The sequence below is a fragment of the Clostridium sp. NSJ-49 genome (assembly GCF_014287725.1).
Classification (GTDB): Bacteria; Bacillota; Clostridia; order Clostridiales; family Clostridiaceae; genus Clostridium; species Clostridium disporicum_B.
In genome coordinates this window covers 1-17788 of record NZ_JACOOP010000007.1, presented here as the reverse complement: position 1 = coordinate 17788, position 17788 = coordinate 1, and the positions used below count along the sequence as shown (strand labels likewise).

The following is a 17788-nucleotide window of genomic DNA, read 5'->3' as shown; positions in this document are numbered from 1 at the left end:
TACTTTTATATTAACCTTAAGATATCTACTGGACTACTTTATTATTTCATATATATTCCTGCTAGCTTCATCTCTTTATTAAATGATAATGTAAATGTAACCTTTTTATTATCATATTTAACATTTGTTATAGCAACTGCATATCCGTTCTTTTCAGCTAAAGTCATATTTGATATAGAATTAAACTTTCCTATATCTTTACTAAACCCTTCCCATGTTTCTTGTAGCTTATTATCTGGTAATGAAATTTTCAATTCATCACTACTATCTTCTAAAATCCCATCATAGTTTTTATCATTTAATTCATTAATTACCTCTTCAGCTGCTGCTTTAACTTCATCTTCATTATAAGCATCACTTAATTTTCCAGCGCTACAACTAACAAACATAAATAAGCATAACATAATTGATAATACTTTAATAAACTTTTTCATTCTCTTCAACCCCTTTAAAATTATCAAATCTACCTTTAACCTTAATAGTGCCAAACAACAGTATAATCGCAAATACAATACATATTAGTTCAACCATATGTATACTTGCTCCCGCCTGTTGTACTACTACAACTGTAGTGTCCACTACTCCATGGGCTAATATAGCCCAAAGTAAATATAAAGCTTTTTTCCCCTTATTTATTCCATACAATACAAGCATTGTAAATCCAATATGCATTATAATTGCTGATATTCTCTCTATCCCCCCATATAAAACCATAATACTGCTAGTTGAATCAAATATTCCTCTTACAGTCTCTTCACTTGCTCCAACTAATGATGAATTAAATGTTCCGTTATTCAAACTAAATATTACATATAAATTTTGTATACTTGATATTCCTGCAAATAGAATTGCTTCAATCCCTCCATGTCCTAATCCAAAAGCTATTCCATCATACCATCTCCTATTTTTCTTAAGTCCAATTTCAAAACCGATGAACCTTCCTACTTCCTCAAATATTCCTGCCGTTAACCCTAAAAATACAGCATACAATATTGGATTTAGTACTGACATATTATAAAACCAATCAGTTTTAGCTACCACTCCATTTAGAAGTGGTATTCTTAATACTACCTGAGAAACTAAAAATACCAATGCCCCTACTAAAAAAGGCTTTACAAATTGCTTTTTCTTTATTGCAAAATAAATTAATATCCCCAAAGGAATTCCAATAGATATAATTATATTTACAATAAAACATATTATTAGTGATAAATAATTCATCCCCCTCACCTCTCCCCCTTAATAAATATTATTCAAGTTTGGATTTACATACTACAAAATATATAAATAAGTTGTGAACTTTAACGAATAACATTTTTTATAAATTCTTCATAATATCTCTCTGTTTCTTCTTTGCTTGTCCCAGCTATAAAAATATATCCTTCATCCTTTACTTTAACCATGATATATGGATTCTTTTTATCATATATATACAGTCTACAATTTCCATAACCTTCTACATCAAAATATCCTATAGAGTATTTATCTGTAGCTGCTCCATTTGTTCTTATGTTCACCTTAATGCTATCTACCATCTTAACTTCTTCAATTTGATCTATATTAAAATCAAAGCCATAACTTGGAGTTTCAATTTTAACTACTTCATTATTAATAACTATCTTCATCTTGCTAAAATCTAAACGTAAAGTCATAATAGATATTCCAACTAATAATATAGCTACGAAAATATACATTCCGTAGAATATTCTTCTACCTTTTTTAGTCCCTAAGTTATACGTCATTTTATATCCCACTCTAGGTTCTACTATATATCTTCTATCATTAGGATTGTTATATATATCTCTAAACCAATATTCATCATTATCCACATAAATAGGATTATTACTTGTATTTATTAATCTATTTTGCTCTTCTGTTACTTTATTATTAATATAATAAATCCCTACAAATATAATTGTAGCAGGCACTATTGCTGATAATATAAGCAATATAGTGCTATTACTATTTAAAGTCATTGGTAAAAATATGAATAACATTCCTATACTTTGAACTGTAGCAGCAACAACAGTTCCCATTGTCCACATTCTCTTATAAATTAAGTTATAAGCTATATTAACCTTTGAATCTTCACTATAAATCTCTGTTGGTTTCTTACAATATACTCTATAAACTATTATAAATATTACAGTTCCAATAAATCCTGTTGATGCTGATATTAAAAGTCCAAAACTAAAATTTTTATTTATAACAACAATAGCTATTGGAATAAGAGATATGATTATACTCGGAATAAACCACAATGCTGAAACCGGCATTTTATCTTTAAGCCTTGCAACTTCCGTATCTATAGTCAAGAGTCTAGTTTGTGAAATGAACCATTTATTTTCTATCTTCAAAATTTTTAGTCTCTTATTATACTTATCAAATAATTTATAACTTAATAGTTCCATAAAAAATATCCATATAAACAAATATATCATTTTAAGTGATGGATACTTTATAAGAACAATAGGAAAAAATACTATAATACCTATTAAAGCAAATATCTTATTACCCTTTTTATATTCTTCTACAATCTGTAATACATCTTTATTTTTAATTTCAGAATAAGGTAAAGTTACTCCAAGCAAAACACCATTTTTAGCTTTCGTTGCCGTATTGTTTTCAAAATAAAATGCTATTAATGCCACTAAAATAGCTGATCCTAATATTAAATCAAATATCATATTCTACCCCTCATTACCCACTATCTTTAACCCATTCATATTATTAAAAATATCTTCACACATTTTCATAAATTCTTTATAATCAATTCCCTTAATAGCTGATTCAGCAATTATAAGTTCAAGTTCCTGCTCTACTTTTTCCTTAAACTCCTTACTAGTATCTAAAGCTGGATTAACTTTAGCTCCATGTCTTCTATCGATTTCAATATATCCTTCAGCTTTTAAAATATTATAGGCTTTATTTACTGTCATCATATTTACCCCAATATCATCAGCCATTTGTCTTACAGTAGGAAGACCTTGCCCTATTTCTAACTCCCCTCTTCCAATTCCCATCACTATCTGATTTCTAAGCTGAACATATATAGGAATACTACTTGTCATATCTAATTTTAAAATCAAAAACATCACCTATCCTTTGTATACTTTGTATTACTAATAGTAATACAAGGTATACAAACTTGTAAATATATTTCTCAATAATTTCCCAAAGAAATATACCTAATATATATATGAATTAATATTTATAATTTCATCTTCTTTCTATATATTATTTAAAAATAAAAAACTCTTTTATTTCTTTATATTGATATGATACATTATAAAATAACATAAATTTTATTATTAAATCACCTTAACCATTCGATATAAGTTGTGTGAAAAATATCTTTCTTCTTTTTCTAATTTATAATCTAACTTAGAATAAAATTTTATAAGACTCTTATCTTTTGCTAATAATGAACATCTTTCATACCCTTGTTCCTTAGCCATTTTCTCTGCTAAAATCATAAGGGATTTTCCGATACCTTTTCCTCTTACCTCTTCATTAGTTGCAAGATTAGCTACATATATTTCGTGTTCTCCACATTCGTCTAATCTAGAAGCTAAAATAATATCCTTTATAAATTTAATTTTTCTTATTACTCCTTTTATAGACAAAAATAATTTTATACTTGTAGTAATGTCTAGCCTTGGTATATCATCACTTTTTAATAATATTATAACTCCACAAGGTTTACCATCTAACTCAGCTACCTTTATATTCTTATAATAGTATCTTGATCCTTCTACCTTTACTAAATAACCAATCCTGTCTAGAATTTCCTCTTTACTGCCTTCACCCCATTCATGATGTGGATCATCTTCCGTAACATAAACTAGCTCGGCTATAATGGGGGCATCACATTCTGAGGCATCTCTTAAATTTAAGTTGTTCATAAATTATCCTTCCTTCTTTTTAATCTTTTATATTTGTTAATAGTATAGTCTTACTCAATCTTAAAATTAAGGCTTTATGGTCCAATAAGTTTGTACTTTTGTGTTATCTTTTTATTCTTATTTCTAAATATTATTAATATAAATGTACAAATACTAGATACCTTTAATCCACTTTATGGAATATTTTTTCACATTATATTGACTTTTGCTTATTATTAGTAGATAATTATTATTAATTAATAATAAAATTAAAGGAGGTTTTTATATGATTAACGGTTCTTGGAATGGTTTTAGAGAACTTATCTTAGTAGATAAAGTTGAAGTGTGCCCAGAAATAATTTCTTTCTATTTTAAATCAAAAGATGGTGGTAAACTTGTAAAGCATAAAGCAGGTCAATTTTTACCTTTTAAGATAAAAACTAATGACCCTAAATATAAAGATATTATTAGAACTTATAGTTTATCAATGTTTCCAAATGATGAACTATATAGAATTAGTGTTAAAAAAATTGACGGTGGTTTAATAAGTACTTATTTACATGAAAATCTTAAGGTTGGCGATTCAATAGAAGCTATGGTGCCAACTGGCTTATTCACAATAAGCAATTCTTCAAAAAATACTCCTCTAGTTTTAATATCTGCAGGAATTGGTATTACTCCTCTATTATCAATGCTATATGAAGAATCTTCTGCTAGAAATAATATTCATTTTATTCAAGCAGTTCAAAATTCCACAATTCATCCTTTTAAAGATGATATTGCTTCTATAGCAAAAGTACGAGGTATAAAAAATACTATTTTTTACTCTAAACCTTTAGAAAATGATAAACTAGGTATAGATTATGATTATTCAGGATATGTTAGCAAAGATTATTTGGAAAACAATGTAGATTTGAACTCTGATTTTTATTTCTGTGGTCCTCCTCCATTTATGAAAGCATTAGAAAATTCTTTATTAAAATTAGGAGTTCCGACTACTAGAATTCATTATGAACTTTTCTCCAATAAATAATATATTCTGCAAATAAAAAACTCCCAAATGGGAGTTCTTTATTTTCTAATAATTAATTTCACAAAATATTTTGCTACTTATTTTTTTATCTTTTTATTAATAATTTCTTTTAATCCAATAAACTGTTCTTTATACTTTTTATGCTCTATATTGGGAAATGCTTTAAGTATCCTTCTTTGTAATATTGATCTAACGTTTAACTTTTTATATCTATCATAAATTTTTGTTAATTGATCTATTACATATGTTGATTCATTTTTATCTTTAAGCATTTTTATAACCTCTTCAAATTCATGCTCATTTAACTCTTTTAATTTAATATTCATACTCTTTAGCTCTATTAAAACTTGGATTAAGTCATTCAATTTTTTATTTAACTTAATCATAGCAATTAATGTAGTAATAAAATCTAATAAAAATATAATCATTGCTACACATGCTAAAACTACATTAACCATCTTTGGTATACTATTTACTACTGTAGTAATTCTAACATTTATTACTTCTATAAGCACTACTGACAATAATCCAAAAAGTGTTGAGTTTAAAAGACATACTCTACCATGAATATTAAATTTATGTTTAGAATAATCCCACCATTTTGTTTGGAATGCTGTCTCCAATATTACAGCAGTTATATACTCAACAACAGATGTAACTATCATCCCTAAGAAAAATATAGCAAAAATATCTCCTCTATATTTATTTAATAAAGCTATAACTAATAATGCCCCAAAACCATATACAGGACATACAGGTCCATTTAAAAATCCTCTATTAACAAATTTTCTATCAAGTATAGAGCAATATATAGTTTCACATACCCATCCTAAAAAACTATATATTAAAAAGTATAAAATAAATTTAATAAGTGTATACATACTAACAGCCCCCTCAAGTTAACATATTAATCCATTAACTGCCTAATATATTCTTATTATTAACTTTTTAATTTAATTCTTAATCAAATCACTTTAAAAGAAAAAACTCCCCTTTAGGGAGTTTCTCTATAATTTTACTGTTACTAAAGGAAACACGCTACTCAAATACATTTGAATGAGTAAGTTCGCCTTGCCAAATCTAAGATTTGGAGGCTCACTTACGCTTCTACTTCTTCGAATTGGCTATTGTATAGATTTGCGTAGAATCCTTTCTTAGCTAATAACTCTTCGTGGTTTCCTTGCTCTACAATGTCTCCATCTTTCATAACAAGGATTAAGTCAGCATCTCTAATTGTAGATAATCTATGAGCAATTATAAAACTTGTTCTACCATGCATTAAATTATCCATAGCTTTTTGAATTAATACTTCTGTACGAGTATCAACTGAGCTTGTAGCTTCATCAAGTATTAATATCTTCGGATCTGCTAAAATAGCTCTAGCAATAGTTAATAATTGCTTTTGACCCTGTGATACGTTACTTGCTTCTTCATTAAGAACCATATTATATCCATCTGGTAATGTCTTAACAAATCTATGAACATGAGCAGCCTTAGCTGCTTCTATTACTTCCTCATCAGTAGCATCTAATTTACTATAACGGATATTTTCCATTATTGAACCATTAAATAGCCAAGTATCTTGAAGCACCATACCAAATAAACTTCTTAACTCTCCACGATTAAACTCTCTGATATCATGACCATCTATTAAAATTGCGCCATCATTTACGTCATAGAATCTCATTAACAATTTAACTATTGTAGTCTTACCAGCACCTGTAGGTCCAACTATAGCTACTCTTTGTCCTGGCTTAATCTTAGCATTAAAGTCATTTATTATAATCTTATCTTCATTATATCCAAAATGAACATGCTCAAAGTCAACTTCTCCTTCTATTTCTTCAGTTGAAACTGGAGATACAGGATCCTTAGTTTCTTCTTCTTCACCTAAGAATTCAAATACTCTTTCAGCAGCAGCTGCTGTAGATTGAAATACATTTGCTATCTGAGCTGTTTGCGCTATTGGTTGGTTAAAACTTCTTATATATTGAATAAAAGCTTGAATATCTCCAACCTCTATTCTATTTTTAATAGTCAACCATCCACCTAATATAGAAACTACTACATATCCTAAATTACCAATAAAGCTCATAATAGGCATCATCATTCCTGATAAAAACTGAGATTTCCAAGCACTGTTATATAATTCTTCATTTAATTCGTCAAATTCTCTTATAGCACGTTCTTCTCCATTAAATGCTTTCATTATATTATGTCCTGAATATATTTCTTCTACCTGCCCATTAACGCTACCTAAAAACTTTTGTTGGTCTTTAAAATATTTTTGTGACTTCTTAACTACTCCAACTATAAGCCCTACTGATAGTGGCATTATAAGAAGTGCTACTAATGTCATAGTTCCACTTATTGATAGCATCATTATAAGTACACCAATAAGAGTTGTTATAGAAGTTAATATTTGTGATAAGCTTTGATTTAAAGTTTGGCTTACTGTATCAACATCATTAGTAACTCTTGATAAAACTTCACCATGAGTCTTTGTATCAAAATACTTAAGTGGCATTCTATTAATCTTTTCAGATATATCTTTTCTCATATTATAAGATACTTTTTGAGATACACCTGTCATAATAAAGCTTTGTATAAATGAGAATAAAGCACTTATTAAGTATAAACCTAATAGTAAAAGTATTGTTCTACCTATAGAAGTAAAATCAATTCCTCCACCTGTTATTCCCTGAACATTTTCCATAAGTCCTGTAAAAATCTCTGTTGTAACATTTCCTAATATTTTAGGTCCAACTATTGAAAATGTAGCTGACGCAACAGCAAATATAAATACAAATATTATAGATAAAGAATATGGCTTAAGATAACTTAAAAGCTTTTTCATTGTACCTTTAAAATCTTTAGCTTTTTCAACTTTTCTCATTCCATGTCCACCCATTGGACCTTTTTTATGATTACTCATTCTCTAGCTCCTCCTTTGAAAGTTGTGATAAAGCTATTTGATTGTAAACTTCACAGTTTTTCATAAGCTCGCTATGAGTTCCTTTTCCTACTACTTTTCCTTCATCAAGTACAATAATTTGTTCTGCATTCATAATTGTACTAATTCTTTGTGCAACTATAAGCATTGTACTTCCAGATATCTCACTCTTAAGAGCTTTTCTTAAAGTTGCATCAGTTTTAAAGTCTAGAGCTGAAAAACTATCGTCAAATATAAATATTTCTGGACTCTTAGCTAGAGCACGAGCAATAGATAATCTTTGTTTTTGCCCACCTGAAACGTTAGTACCACCTTGAGCTATTTCAGTTTCAAATCCTTTTTCTTTGCTTGAAATAAACTCCATAGCTTGTGCAATATTTGCAGCTTTAACCATTCCCTCTTCAGATAAATTTTCATCTCCATACTTTAAGTTGCTTTCTATAGTTCCAGAGAAAAGCATTCCTTTTTGAGGGACATATCCAATTTTGTCTCTTAAATCATGTTGACTTACTTCTTTTATATTTGTTCCATCAATAAGTATTTCACCTTCAGTTGCATCATAGAAACGAGGTATTAGATTAATAAGAGTTGATTTACCACTTCCTGTACTTCCTATAAAAGCAGTAGTTTCTCCTGGCTTTGCAATAAAACTTATATTTTCTAATACATTTTCTTCTGCACCTGGATATCTGAAGCTTACATTCTTAAATTCTACTATACCTTTTTGATCTTCATTAAAGCTCTTAGGATTTTCTATATCCTTAATAGAAACATCTGCTGATAATACTTCTGCTATACGTTGTACTGATGCAGCAGCTCTTGGTAGAATAACTGAAATCATAGAAATCATTAAAAATGCCATTATAATTTGCATTGTATATTGAATAAATGCCATCATATCTCCAACTTGAAGCAATCCATCATTTATTCTATGAGCTCCTATCCATACTATTAATAATGAAATAGAATTCATTATCAACATCATAATTGGCATCATCATAGATGTAATTCTAGTAACAAAAAGATTTGTTTTTGTTAAGTCTCTATTTGCATTATCAAATTTCTTTTCCTCGTACTTTTGAGTACTAAACGCTCTAATTACAAGCATACCAGTTAAAGATTCTCTAGTTACAAGGTTAACTTTATCTACAAGTTTTTGAACAACCTTAAACTTAGGCATAGCTAATCCAAATAAAACTGAAACTACTGTTAATAGTGATAAAACAGCTATTCCAATAATCCAACCCATATTAGTTCTAGTTCCAATAACCTTTAAAATTCCTCCTGCTCCTAATATAGGTGCATAAAATACAACTCTTATTAGCATTACTACAAGCGTTTGTATCTGTTGAATATCATTAGTACTTCTTGTAATAAGTGATGCTGTTGAGAAATGATCAAATTCATTATTTGAGAATCCAACAACACTTGTAAATACATCTTTTCTTAAATTTTTTCCTAATGCTGCTGCAATTCTAGCTGCTATAAATCCTACTATAACTGTAGCTATCATACTGATTAATGCTATTCCTAACATCTTAGCTCCAGCTATAATAATGTAGTTTGATTGTAATTTATCTGTATTTATTCCTATAGCATTATATTCAGATTTTATATATGTAGTTGCTGCTTGAGTAATCATGCTATCTGATACAGCTGATATCTTTTCATCAACTTGAGACAACATACTATCTAATTGTTCTTTAGGCATAATTGATAACATTTGAAATACATCTGTTCCTTCAGGCATCTGGCTTAATGCTCCAGTAATCTGATTTGAATCTGTATTATTTCCTGCCATATTATTAAGCATAGATTCATTTCCTTGGTTTTCAAACATCATAGTTACCATTATAGCTTTTCCCATAACAGTATTTAAATTTTTTATATCCTCTTTATTCTTTGTATCTAACTTATAAAGATTTTCATTTGCTAACTCAGGATATTTTTTTACATACTTATCATATTCATCTACTGATAAAGTACTTTTATCTAATAAATTATAGCTATCCTTAACTAAACTTTTATCTTCATCTTTAATGAAAATTAATAATTTATCAAATTCAGAAGCTCTTATTATTTCTGGTACTGCATTGTCTACCCCACCTTGTTGAATACCAACATTAACTATATTACTCATATAATCTGGAAGAGAAAGATCACAGATAGCTTGAACAAAAAGCAATACAAAAGAAATAAATATTGCTCCAACAAAAGGCTTTAAGTGCTTTATAATCTTCTTCATTTACTCTATCTCCTTTACAAACTATTTTTTAACATAAAATAATTATATTTTTATAACTATTATATGTCAATAACTTTTATGGAAATATAATTATATTTTTATAATAGTTATATTTCTATAACTATTTTCTTGTATATTTTTATCAATTGAATTATAATAATACTAAAGAATTCTCTAAGGAGGCAAAAATGGATAACACTAATTTAAATAATATTTCAAATGATTTATATATGTTACTATTATCTCTAAATAAAAGGATATTTAACCATGAAGAAATGTTGAAAAACTGTAACTTACCACCATCTCATGTAAAAGCTCTATTTTATTTAATTCATAATGGACCTCGCGCTATATCTCAAATTGGAAATGATTTATCTATATCTAAACCTAATATGACACCTATTATTGATAAGTTAGTTAGTGAAGGTTTAATAAATAGATTCCAAGACCCTAATGATAGAAGAGTTATACGAATTCAGGCTACTGAGGCAGCTTGTAACTTTTTAAAAGAACGAGAACAAAGAGTAAAATCTAACTTAATAAAAAAAATATCACCTTTGTCTGATGATGATTTAAAAGAATTAGAAGAGTCAGTTAAAAAAATGCAAAAAATATTGCTTAAAATTTAAAAAGCTAGTGCTGCATTTATAAGCAGCCCTAGCTCTTTATAATATAAAACTTTACTTATGAATATACTCTCTCATCCACAAAATCACTTGTAAGAGATATGTTAAGATTTCCATTACGACATCTTAATTCGTCTATAAACTTTTTAGTATCACATTCTTGTTTAACATTAAGCTTATATCTTAATTCAAATAAAGCTCCAAAATCTCTTGTTCTAACTCTAGATAAATTCCAACTAATTGTATATTTGTTTAATATTTCATCAAAAATCCCTTCATAATTTAAATTTTCAGGAACAGTAATTTTTAGTTCTAATGCTTTACTTTTTGGAACTGCAAATTTTGTTACTTCTATAATAATCATTAATAGACAAAGAATTATTGTGAATATTACAGCATATCCTACGAAGCCCATTCCAGTTGCAAGCCCAACTGCTAGAGTAAAAAATACATATGATAAATCCTTTGGATCTCCAGGTGCACTTCTAAAACGTATAATTGAAAATGCTCCAGCTAAACTAAATGCTCTTGCTACATTGTTTCCAACTAAAAGAATTATAATAGCAATTATTACTGGAAGCATTATTAATGTAACTGTGAAGCTTGGTACATATCCTTCTTTTTTATGTGTTTTTATATAGGTTAGACTAATAACTAACCCTAATACTATAGCCGTGGCTATTACTATTAGAACATTGTTTAGTGTAAATGTTCCACTGTTGATTGATGTCATTAATTTTTCTAACATATTTTCTCTCTCCTTCTTAGATCACTATTTTGTCTTTCTAAAGTATATTTAACATACTCATCTCCATATTTTGAAAAATGCGTATTATATATCTCTAATTCTGAAAGTATATTGGCAAACCATAAAGGCATTGCACCTAATATTTTCACTTCCATCAAATACATATTATCCTCTAATAATTCATTACCATAACTTCCACTTTCTAATGATAAATCATCTCTTCTAGCCATAATCTCTGAATCAAAGGTAACTCTAAAATCCCTATCTTCTTTTCCAAAAAGAGCTTTTCTACTATAACCTATATATACCTTGGGATATACTGGATTGTTTTTTAGATAATATTCTATTTCATTTAAAACTTGATTATTTATATAATCCTCTGTCTGAGGTCTCTTTCCTGATTCTAAGAAGTCATATGCTGCTCCTAATGTCATTACTACTCTTCTTTTATTAACTATTCCATTTATTTTCTTTTTAAGTTCTAAAAACACCTTATCTTCTAAAGTTTTTGGGGTTCTATAACTTCTTAACCTAAGTTTCTCTTTATAATAAGGCTTATAAATCGAATGTCTTATTACATCATCGTTTTCAGTATCATAATATAAATTATAAATGCTATAATTCCTTCCATCTTTGCAATACTCATCATAATCCATATATTTAAGTAATATCGGAATCAAATTATCATATTGTTCTTTATTTATTAAAAATTTTTTTTCATATCTTTTAAATGATTTTATTGCCATACCACGTAGTCTCCTTTCGTTTAATAGTTCATTTGCTTTTATTATAAGAACGAAACCTTAACCGAAGCTTAACTTAAAAATATTTTTTTAACTTTCACTTAATAAAAGGATTTTATCTGTTAAGGTTTCTTTAAGGTTAATTTTTTATAATTTAAGTATTAAATAATTATTACCTCTGAAACATATTGCTTATTTTAAGTTTCAGAAATAACTTCAATTATTTAAATGTAAATTAAATAATTTCATTTAAAAGAAATTATTTATTAAACTTATTTTGGAGGAAAATATTATGAAAAGAAAATTTATTGCAATGCTTACAGTAACAGCACTATGTTTAACAATAGTTTCCTGTTCACAAAGTGCTACATCTAATAATACCGAAACTTCTAACACTATAACTTCAACAGTAGCTACTACTGATACTTCAGATGAAATGGGGCCAGTAGATGCAACTATTACTTTAGGAAATAGTATCTCAGTTGATGGAACTGGTGCCACTGTATCTAATAATAAAGTTACAATAACAGCTGGAGGTACTTATTCTATCAATGGAAGCTTAAGCGATGGACAAATAATAGTTGACAGTCCTGATTTAAATAATGTTTATCTTGTGCTTAATAATGTAGATTTAACTTGTACCAATAGTGCCCCAATATATGTAAAGGCTGCTGAAAATGCAATAATCGTTTTACCTGAAGGTACTACAAATACTATAACTGATGGAGAAAATTATGTTCTTCAAGATGCGACTTCAGATGAGCCTAATTCTGCAATATTCAGTAAAGATGACTTAACAATAAAGGGTGAAGGTTCTTTAACTGTAAATGCTAATTATAATGACGGAATAACTAGTAAAGACGACTTAAAAATCACTGGTGGAAATATAACTGTTAATTCTGCAGATGATGGGATTAGAGGTAAAGATTCTATTACTATTAAAGGCGGAAATATAATTGTCAACGCTCAAGGCGATGGATTAAAATCTACTAATACAGAAGATACGACAAAAGGCTATATATCAATAGAGTCTGGAACATTAAATATAACTGCAGGTTGTGATGGAATTCAGGCTGAGAGCAATGTAACAGTATTAGATGGTAATATTACAATATCTTCAGGTGGTGGAAGTGCTAATGCTAGTACTAAAACTAATAATGATAGGATGAATCCATGGGGACAATGGGGTGCTACAACTTCAAGCTCAGATACTGACTCTTCATCAAGTGCTAAAGGTATCAAAGCAGTAACTAATATTACTATAGATGGAGGAAATATTACTATAGATTCTTCTGATGATTCAATCCATAGTAATGATAGCATTACTATAAATGGAGGAGATATAATTTTAGCTTCAGGTGATGATGGTATACATTCTGATACATTACTTGATATTAATGGTGGAAATATAGATATATCAAAATCTTATGAAGGTATTGAAAGTTCTACTATAAATATAAATGATGGTAATATCAGACTAGTAGCTAGCGATGACGGCTTAAATGCTGCTGGTGGAAATGATGGCTCTTCAACTAATGGTAGACCAGGACAAAACGGATTCAGTTCTTCTACTGGTGTAATAAATATAACTGGTGGATATCTGTATGTAGATGCTGCTGGAGATGGTGTTGATTCTAACGGTTCAATTGAAATGTCTGGTGGAACTGTTATTGTTAATGGTCCTGAAAATAGTGGAAATGGTGCTTTAGATTATGATACTACATTTAATATAACTGGTGGAACATTTATAGCAGCTGGAAGCTCTGGTATGGCCCAATCTCCAAGTTCATCTTCTACTCAAGCTTCTATTAATATATTTACAAATGGAATAGCTAATACTTTAGTTAATGTAACTGATGAATCTGGCAATGAGATTATCACCTTTGCACCATCAAAAACATTTAGTTCTATAATAATCTCTACTCCTGAACTTCAAACTGGAAATACTTACACAGTTTCTACTGGTGGAAACTATAGCTCAGGAGATATTGATGGACTATATGAAAATGGAAATTATAGTGGTGGTTCAAAGCTTACAAATTTCATTCTATCTAGCTCTGTTATGAGTGTCACTTCATCTGGTGCTTCAGAAGGAGGAAGCATGAATGGTGGAATGCCTGGTGGCGGAGGTATGGGTGGAAACCGTACCCCAAGACCATAAAAAAAGTGCGCACTAAGTGCGCAAGTTAAAAGTCGACTTCGTCGAAGTGAAAAGGCTACTACGTAGCAGAGAAAATTTAACTATGTTAAGGTGAAAACGCTACTGTAGTAGCAGAAAAAGTATTTCATTTCGTTAGAGATATTTTCCCTATTGCCATAGGCAATGTTTTCCCCTCAACTTTAGTTGACTTTTCCCCTTTGACAAAGTCAAACTTTTCACCAAAGTGCTTCGCACTTTATTTATTCTTCTCCGTCATATATATCTAAAAACGAATACTTCTCTCCATCTTTTTCCCATCCTAAGATAGAGTTCATATTTACGTTAGCTGCTGCTTTAAATATAGATTTATCTACATCATTAAAGTTTTCTTTTAGCTTAGCTATAAGATCTTTAATTTCATGCCTCTTATTTCCAACCTTTTTAGCTGCAACCATACATGCACAGTTTAATGGCCATAAACCTGTATATCTTATAAATCTCTTTATATATTCTTCTTCAACATAATAAAGAGGTCTTATAAGTTCCATATCTGGGAAATTATCAGCCTTTAACTTTGGAAGCATAGTCTTAAAGTTTCCTGCATAAAGCACATTTAACATAGTAGTTTCAATTACATCATTATAATGATGTCCTAAAGCAAGCTTATTACATCCCATTTCTCTAGCCTTTGCATATAAAGAACCTCTTCTCATTCTTGCACAAAGGTAGCATGGATATTCCTTAGCCTTTTCATCTATTATGTCAAATATCTTAGTCTCATAAATATTAACTGGAATATTTAAATGCTTACAGTTTTCCTCTAATAATTCTCTTATTTGTGGATGGTATCCTGGATCCATAGCTATAAACTCTAAATCAAATTTAACTTGACTATGTTTATGAAGCTCTTGGAATAACTTTGCCATAAGTAAAGAGTCTTTCCCTCCTGATATAGCAACAGCTATTTTATCACCATCTTCTACAAGATTATAGTCTTTTATTGCCTTTATAAACTTAGACCAAATTCCTTTTCTATATCTTTTAATAATACTTCTCTCAATCTCCTCAAGAGATTTTCTTTCTTCCTCAGGTATTATTCTTTCACAACCACTTCCAGCAATACCGCTCATCTAATCACCTCATAAGTATATTTTCATTTTATCTTAAAATAAAGTAATCTCTTTTAAGTAAAGTTATAAATATCAGACTTAACTAAAAGTCAAAATCTTAGATTTTGTAACTTGAAGTTACACTGAGTGCATTCCTTCAAAGAAGGAGTTTACTTTAGTCATAACAATTTTACTCTAATTGCAATATAAAATCAACTTAATATACTTCAATCACTATTTATATAAAAGCTGACTTATTTATTTCTATCAAATAAACTATCTATACTTTATTTGATCTAAACCTTCAATATGTTGAAAATTTTTATTTTCTTCTCCGTTATATAAAAATCTTACCCCATCTATCCATTTACCATCATACTCTGGTTGAAGCATAGTTGTTTGTAATGTATAACAAGTCCAACTTCCACCTGCTGACCCTTGAAAGAAATTCTTAGACCAACTAGGTTCTGAATATTTAGTCCAGTCTGATTCATTTAAATTTTCTTCATTCTCTTTTAGATTAAATGTAGCTATAATTTTACCATCTATCTCTTCAATACCTATAAGCTCTATTGGCAACATTTTAAACTCACTATCTGACAACTTACTTGCAATTATCTTCAATCTTTTTTCTATAGTATCTACATCTTTATAAAAGCCAAACTCTTCAACTATTATCTCTTTATCAGTATTTATATCTTTAGAATAAATTTTAAATTTTCCAATGGTCTCAGGATCAATCTCATTTTTTCCTAAAGACGATATTCCAGACATAGCAAAAAATAAAATAACAATAATTATAGTAATCCCTATAAACTCTCTAATACTTCTTTCCATCTCAAATCCCTCTTTCATAATATCTTATTATATAATTTTATCATATACAGTTTCATAGTAATATTTAATTTTTATTAACCTATATATAGAGTTCAATTTTGTCACAAAACCCTCTCTATTTAATATAATAACTATGGATAAATTTATTAGGAGTCTGCAATGAAAGAAGATAGAAAATACTATGAATCCAAAGATGATAACTCTGATTATATAAACTTCGAGTTTACTCTTGTTCCATATGAAGAGGAATATAGACAAGGTCCTCCTTTTTTCCCAATGCCAAACATACCTTTTTTCCCGGGAAATACACCCCCTCCACCTGGTTCTCCTGTAAATTCTGGTGGTCCACAGGGTGGTCCTCCAAATTATATACCTAGTAAAAATGATAAAGGAGTTCAAAAATTATCCGGTTCTGGAGATAAAAAAGGGGAAAAAGACGGATTATCTACCAAAGCTGTCAGTCCAGGTTCTATAAGTTTTTGTCTTTATAAATTCACATATATCTGGGAAACTAATAGTAGAAGTTATTGGTGTTATTTATTAAATGTTGATAGTCGTTCTGTATCAGGATTTAGATGGCTAGGTCGAAGTTGGGTATATTTCGGTGTTGATTTAAGAAGAATAGATTCATTTATTTGTTATAGAGCAGAAGAAAATTATAATTACGAAACTTCCGATTTAACTAGAGGCTCAGAAGTTGAATATGAAGCAACCAAGCAAGAATTTTCTTTATCTGATGTACGAGAAATTTACAGTAAGACTCTAGCATATATTGATATTCCTGAAACTAAAGACGATTATTTAGTTGAGACAATTGGTGTAGTTGAGGGCAATAGTGTTCAAAGTAAAATTCCTTGTAAAAAAACAAGGGTAACATCTTATAGAATAGTACTTGAAGTATCTTATCCTTCTGATTTTGATGAGTCAATAAAAGAAAGTATAAATAATATAGTTGACGAATGTTCTGAAGCTGCTGTTGATACATTAAATATGATGAGAGAGAAGGATAAGTATCTTAATCCATTAGAGTTATTTAATACAGCTTTAAAGGCAATTCCTACTGCTTTAAAGGCTTTCTCTGCTAAATTCTCAGTGTGTATCAAAAAAATTCCTGGCTATTCAGAAATATCTAAATATATTAAATATACTATAAGACGAGAAAAAAACTCTGATAGGTGGAGAACTCTTTAGTTAAGAGTTAAAAGAGAAAAGCTAATATCTATTTTTCATAAAAAATTCTCTTACTTTTAAATTTATATTTCTAAGTAAATTAAAAGGGGCTGTCTCTGAAATGATTTTTAAAATCATTTCAGTAGACGGTCTTTTTATTTTTTATTCATATATTTATATGAAATTATTTCTAAATGAACAAGTTTTTTGACACGACAAATAGGAGGTTATAAGCCTCCTATTCTCTGTAAAAATATACCTTTACGCTATTTTCTTTTCATGCAATAATATACCATTTCT

At 28.9% G+C, this 17788-nt stretch carries 16 protein-coding genes; 4 read left to right on the top strand and 12 right to left on the bottom strand.

What is annotated here, in order from left to right; translation table 11 throughout:
• Positions 1-41: 41 nt before the first annotated feature.
• The 5 genes from H8S10_RS03735 to H8S10_RS03715 form a co-directional block, all read right to left on the bottom strand.
• A complete protein-coding gene (locus H8S10_RS03735; RefSeq protein ID WP_186837954.1) occupies positions 42-434 on the bottom strand; it encodes a DUF3887 domain-containing protein in 393 nt (130 codons plus the stop codon).
• Positions 418-1221: a YhfC family glutamic-type intramembrane protease gene (locus tag H8S10_RS03730; protein WP_186837953.1), complete on the bottom strand. Its 804-nt coding sequence runs from the start codon at positions 1219-1221 to the stop codon at positions 418-420. Before H8S10_RS03730 ends, H8S10_RS03735 begins: the two co-directional genes overlap by 17 nt.
• Before the next feature lie 80 nt (positions 1222-1301).
• The gene (locus H8S10_RS03725) at positions 1302-2687 is read right to left on the bottom strand and encodes a PH domain-containing protein (RefSeq protein ID WP_186837952.1); all 1386 of its coding nucleotides are present in this window, start codon (positions 2685-2687) and stop codon (positions 1302-1304) included.
• Between the two features lie 3 nt (positions 2688-2690).
• Complete coding sequence (locus tag H8S10_RS03720; RefSeq protein WP_341379900.1) at positions 2691-3095, bottom strand: GntR family transcriptional regulator; 405 nt, start codon at positions 3093-3095, stop codon at positions 2691-2693.
• Positions 3096-3311: 216 nt separating this feature from the next.
• Positions 3312-3905, bottom strand: coding sequence for a GNAT family N-acetyltransferase (locus tag H8S10_RS03715; protein WP_055263966.1), 594 nt, complete (start codon positions 3903-3905; stop codon positions 3312-3314).
• 265 nt (positions 3906-4170) lie between these two features.
• On the opposite strand from H8S10_RS03715, the gene H8S10_RS03710 reads away from it, so the two are divergent.
• Positions 4171-4917: an FAD-binding oxidoreductase gene (locus tag H8S10_RS03710; RefSeq protein WP_055263964.1), complete on the top strand. Its 747-nt coding sequence runs from the start codon at positions 4171-4173 to the stop codon at positions 4915-4917.
• Positions 4918-4994: 77 nt separating this feature from the next.
• Here the strand turns inward: H8S10_RS03710 and H8S10_RS03705 are convergent, their stop codons facing one another.
• The 3 genes from H8S10_RS03705 to H8S10_RS03695 form a co-directional block, all read right to left on the bottom strand.
• Positions 4995-5798, bottom strand: coding sequence for a putative ABC transporter permease (locus H8S10_RS03705; RefSeq protein ID WP_186837951.1), 804 nt, complete (start codon positions 5796-5798; stop codon positions 4995-4997).
• A gap of 218 nt (positions 5799-6016) precedes the next feature.
• Positions 6017-7852 carry an ABC transporter ATP-binding protein gene (locus H8S10_RS03700; protein ID WP_186837950.1) on the bottom strand — a complete coding sequence of 612 codons (1836 nt, stop codon included), beginning with the start codon at positions 7850-7852 and terminating at the stop codon, positions 6017-6019.
• A complete protein-coding gene (locus H8S10_RS03695) occupies positions 7845-10115 on the bottom strand; it encodes an ABC transporter ATP-binding protein (RefSeq protein WP_186837949.1) in 2271 nt (756 codons plus the stop codon). Before H8S10_RS03695 ends, H8S10_RS03700 begins: the two co-directional genes overlap by 8 nt.
• Positions 10116-10303: 188 nt before the next feature.
• On the opposite strand from H8S10_RS03695, the gene H8S10_RS03690 reads away from it, so the two are divergent.
• Positions 10304-10744, top strand: a complete 441-nt coding sequence (locus H8S10_RS03690) for a MarR family transcriptional regulator (RefSeq protein WP_055263956.1) — start codon at positions 10304-10306, stop codon at positions 10742-10744.
• Between the two features lie 55 nt (positions 10745-10799).
• Here H8S10_RS03690 and H8S10_RS03685 read toward each other — a convergent pair whose 3' ends face one another.
• Positions 10800-11489, bottom strand: coding sequence for a DUF4956 domain-containing protein (locus H8S10_RS03685; RefSeq protein WP_186837948.1), 690 nt, complete (start codon positions 11487-11489; stop codon positions 10800-10802).
• The gene (locus tag H8S10_RS03680) at positions 11483-12235 is read right to left on the bottom strand and encodes a polyphosphate polymerase domain-containing protein (protein ID WP_186837947.1); all 753 of its coding nucleotides are present in this window, start codon (positions 12233-12235) and stop codon (positions 11483-11485) included. Before H8S10_RS03680 ends, H8S10_RS03685 begins: the two co-directional genes overlap by 7 nt.
• A gap of 289 nt (positions 12236-12524) precedes the next feature.
• Between H8S10_RS03680 and H8S10_RS03675 the strand changes: the two genes are divergently transcribed.
• Positions 12525-14393 carry a carbohydrate-binding domain-containing protein gene (locus H8S10_RS03675; RefSeq protein ID WP_186837946.1) on the top strand — a complete coding sequence of 623 codons (1869 nt, stop codon included), beginning with the start codon at positions 12525-12527 and terminating at the stop codon, positions 14391-14393.
• 239 nt (positions 14394-14632) lie between these two features.
• Here the strand turns inward: H8S10_RS03675 and H8S10_RS03670 are convergent, their stop codons facing one another.
• Positions 14633-15502 (bottom strand): ATP-binding protein, encoded by an 870-nt coding sequence (locus H8S10_RS03670; RefSeq protein WP_055263952.1) that lies wholly within the window; start codon positions 15500-15502, stop codon positions 14633-14635.
• Between the two features lie 255 nt (positions 15503-15757).
• Complete coding sequence (locus tag H8S10_RS03665) at positions 15758-16318, bottom strand: hypothetical protein (RefSeq protein WP_186837945.1); 561 nt, start codon at positions 16316-16318, stop codon at positions 15758-15760.
• Positions 16319-16477: 159 nt separating this feature from the next.
• On the opposite strand from H8S10_RS03665, the gene H8S10_RS03660 reads away from it, so the two are divergent.
• Positions 16478-17509, top strand: coding sequence for a hypothetical protein (locus H8S10_RS03660; protein ID WP_186837944.1), 1032 nt, complete (start codon positions 16478-16480; stop codon positions 17507-17509).
• The last annotated feature ends 279 nt before the right edge of the window (positions 17510-17788 follow it).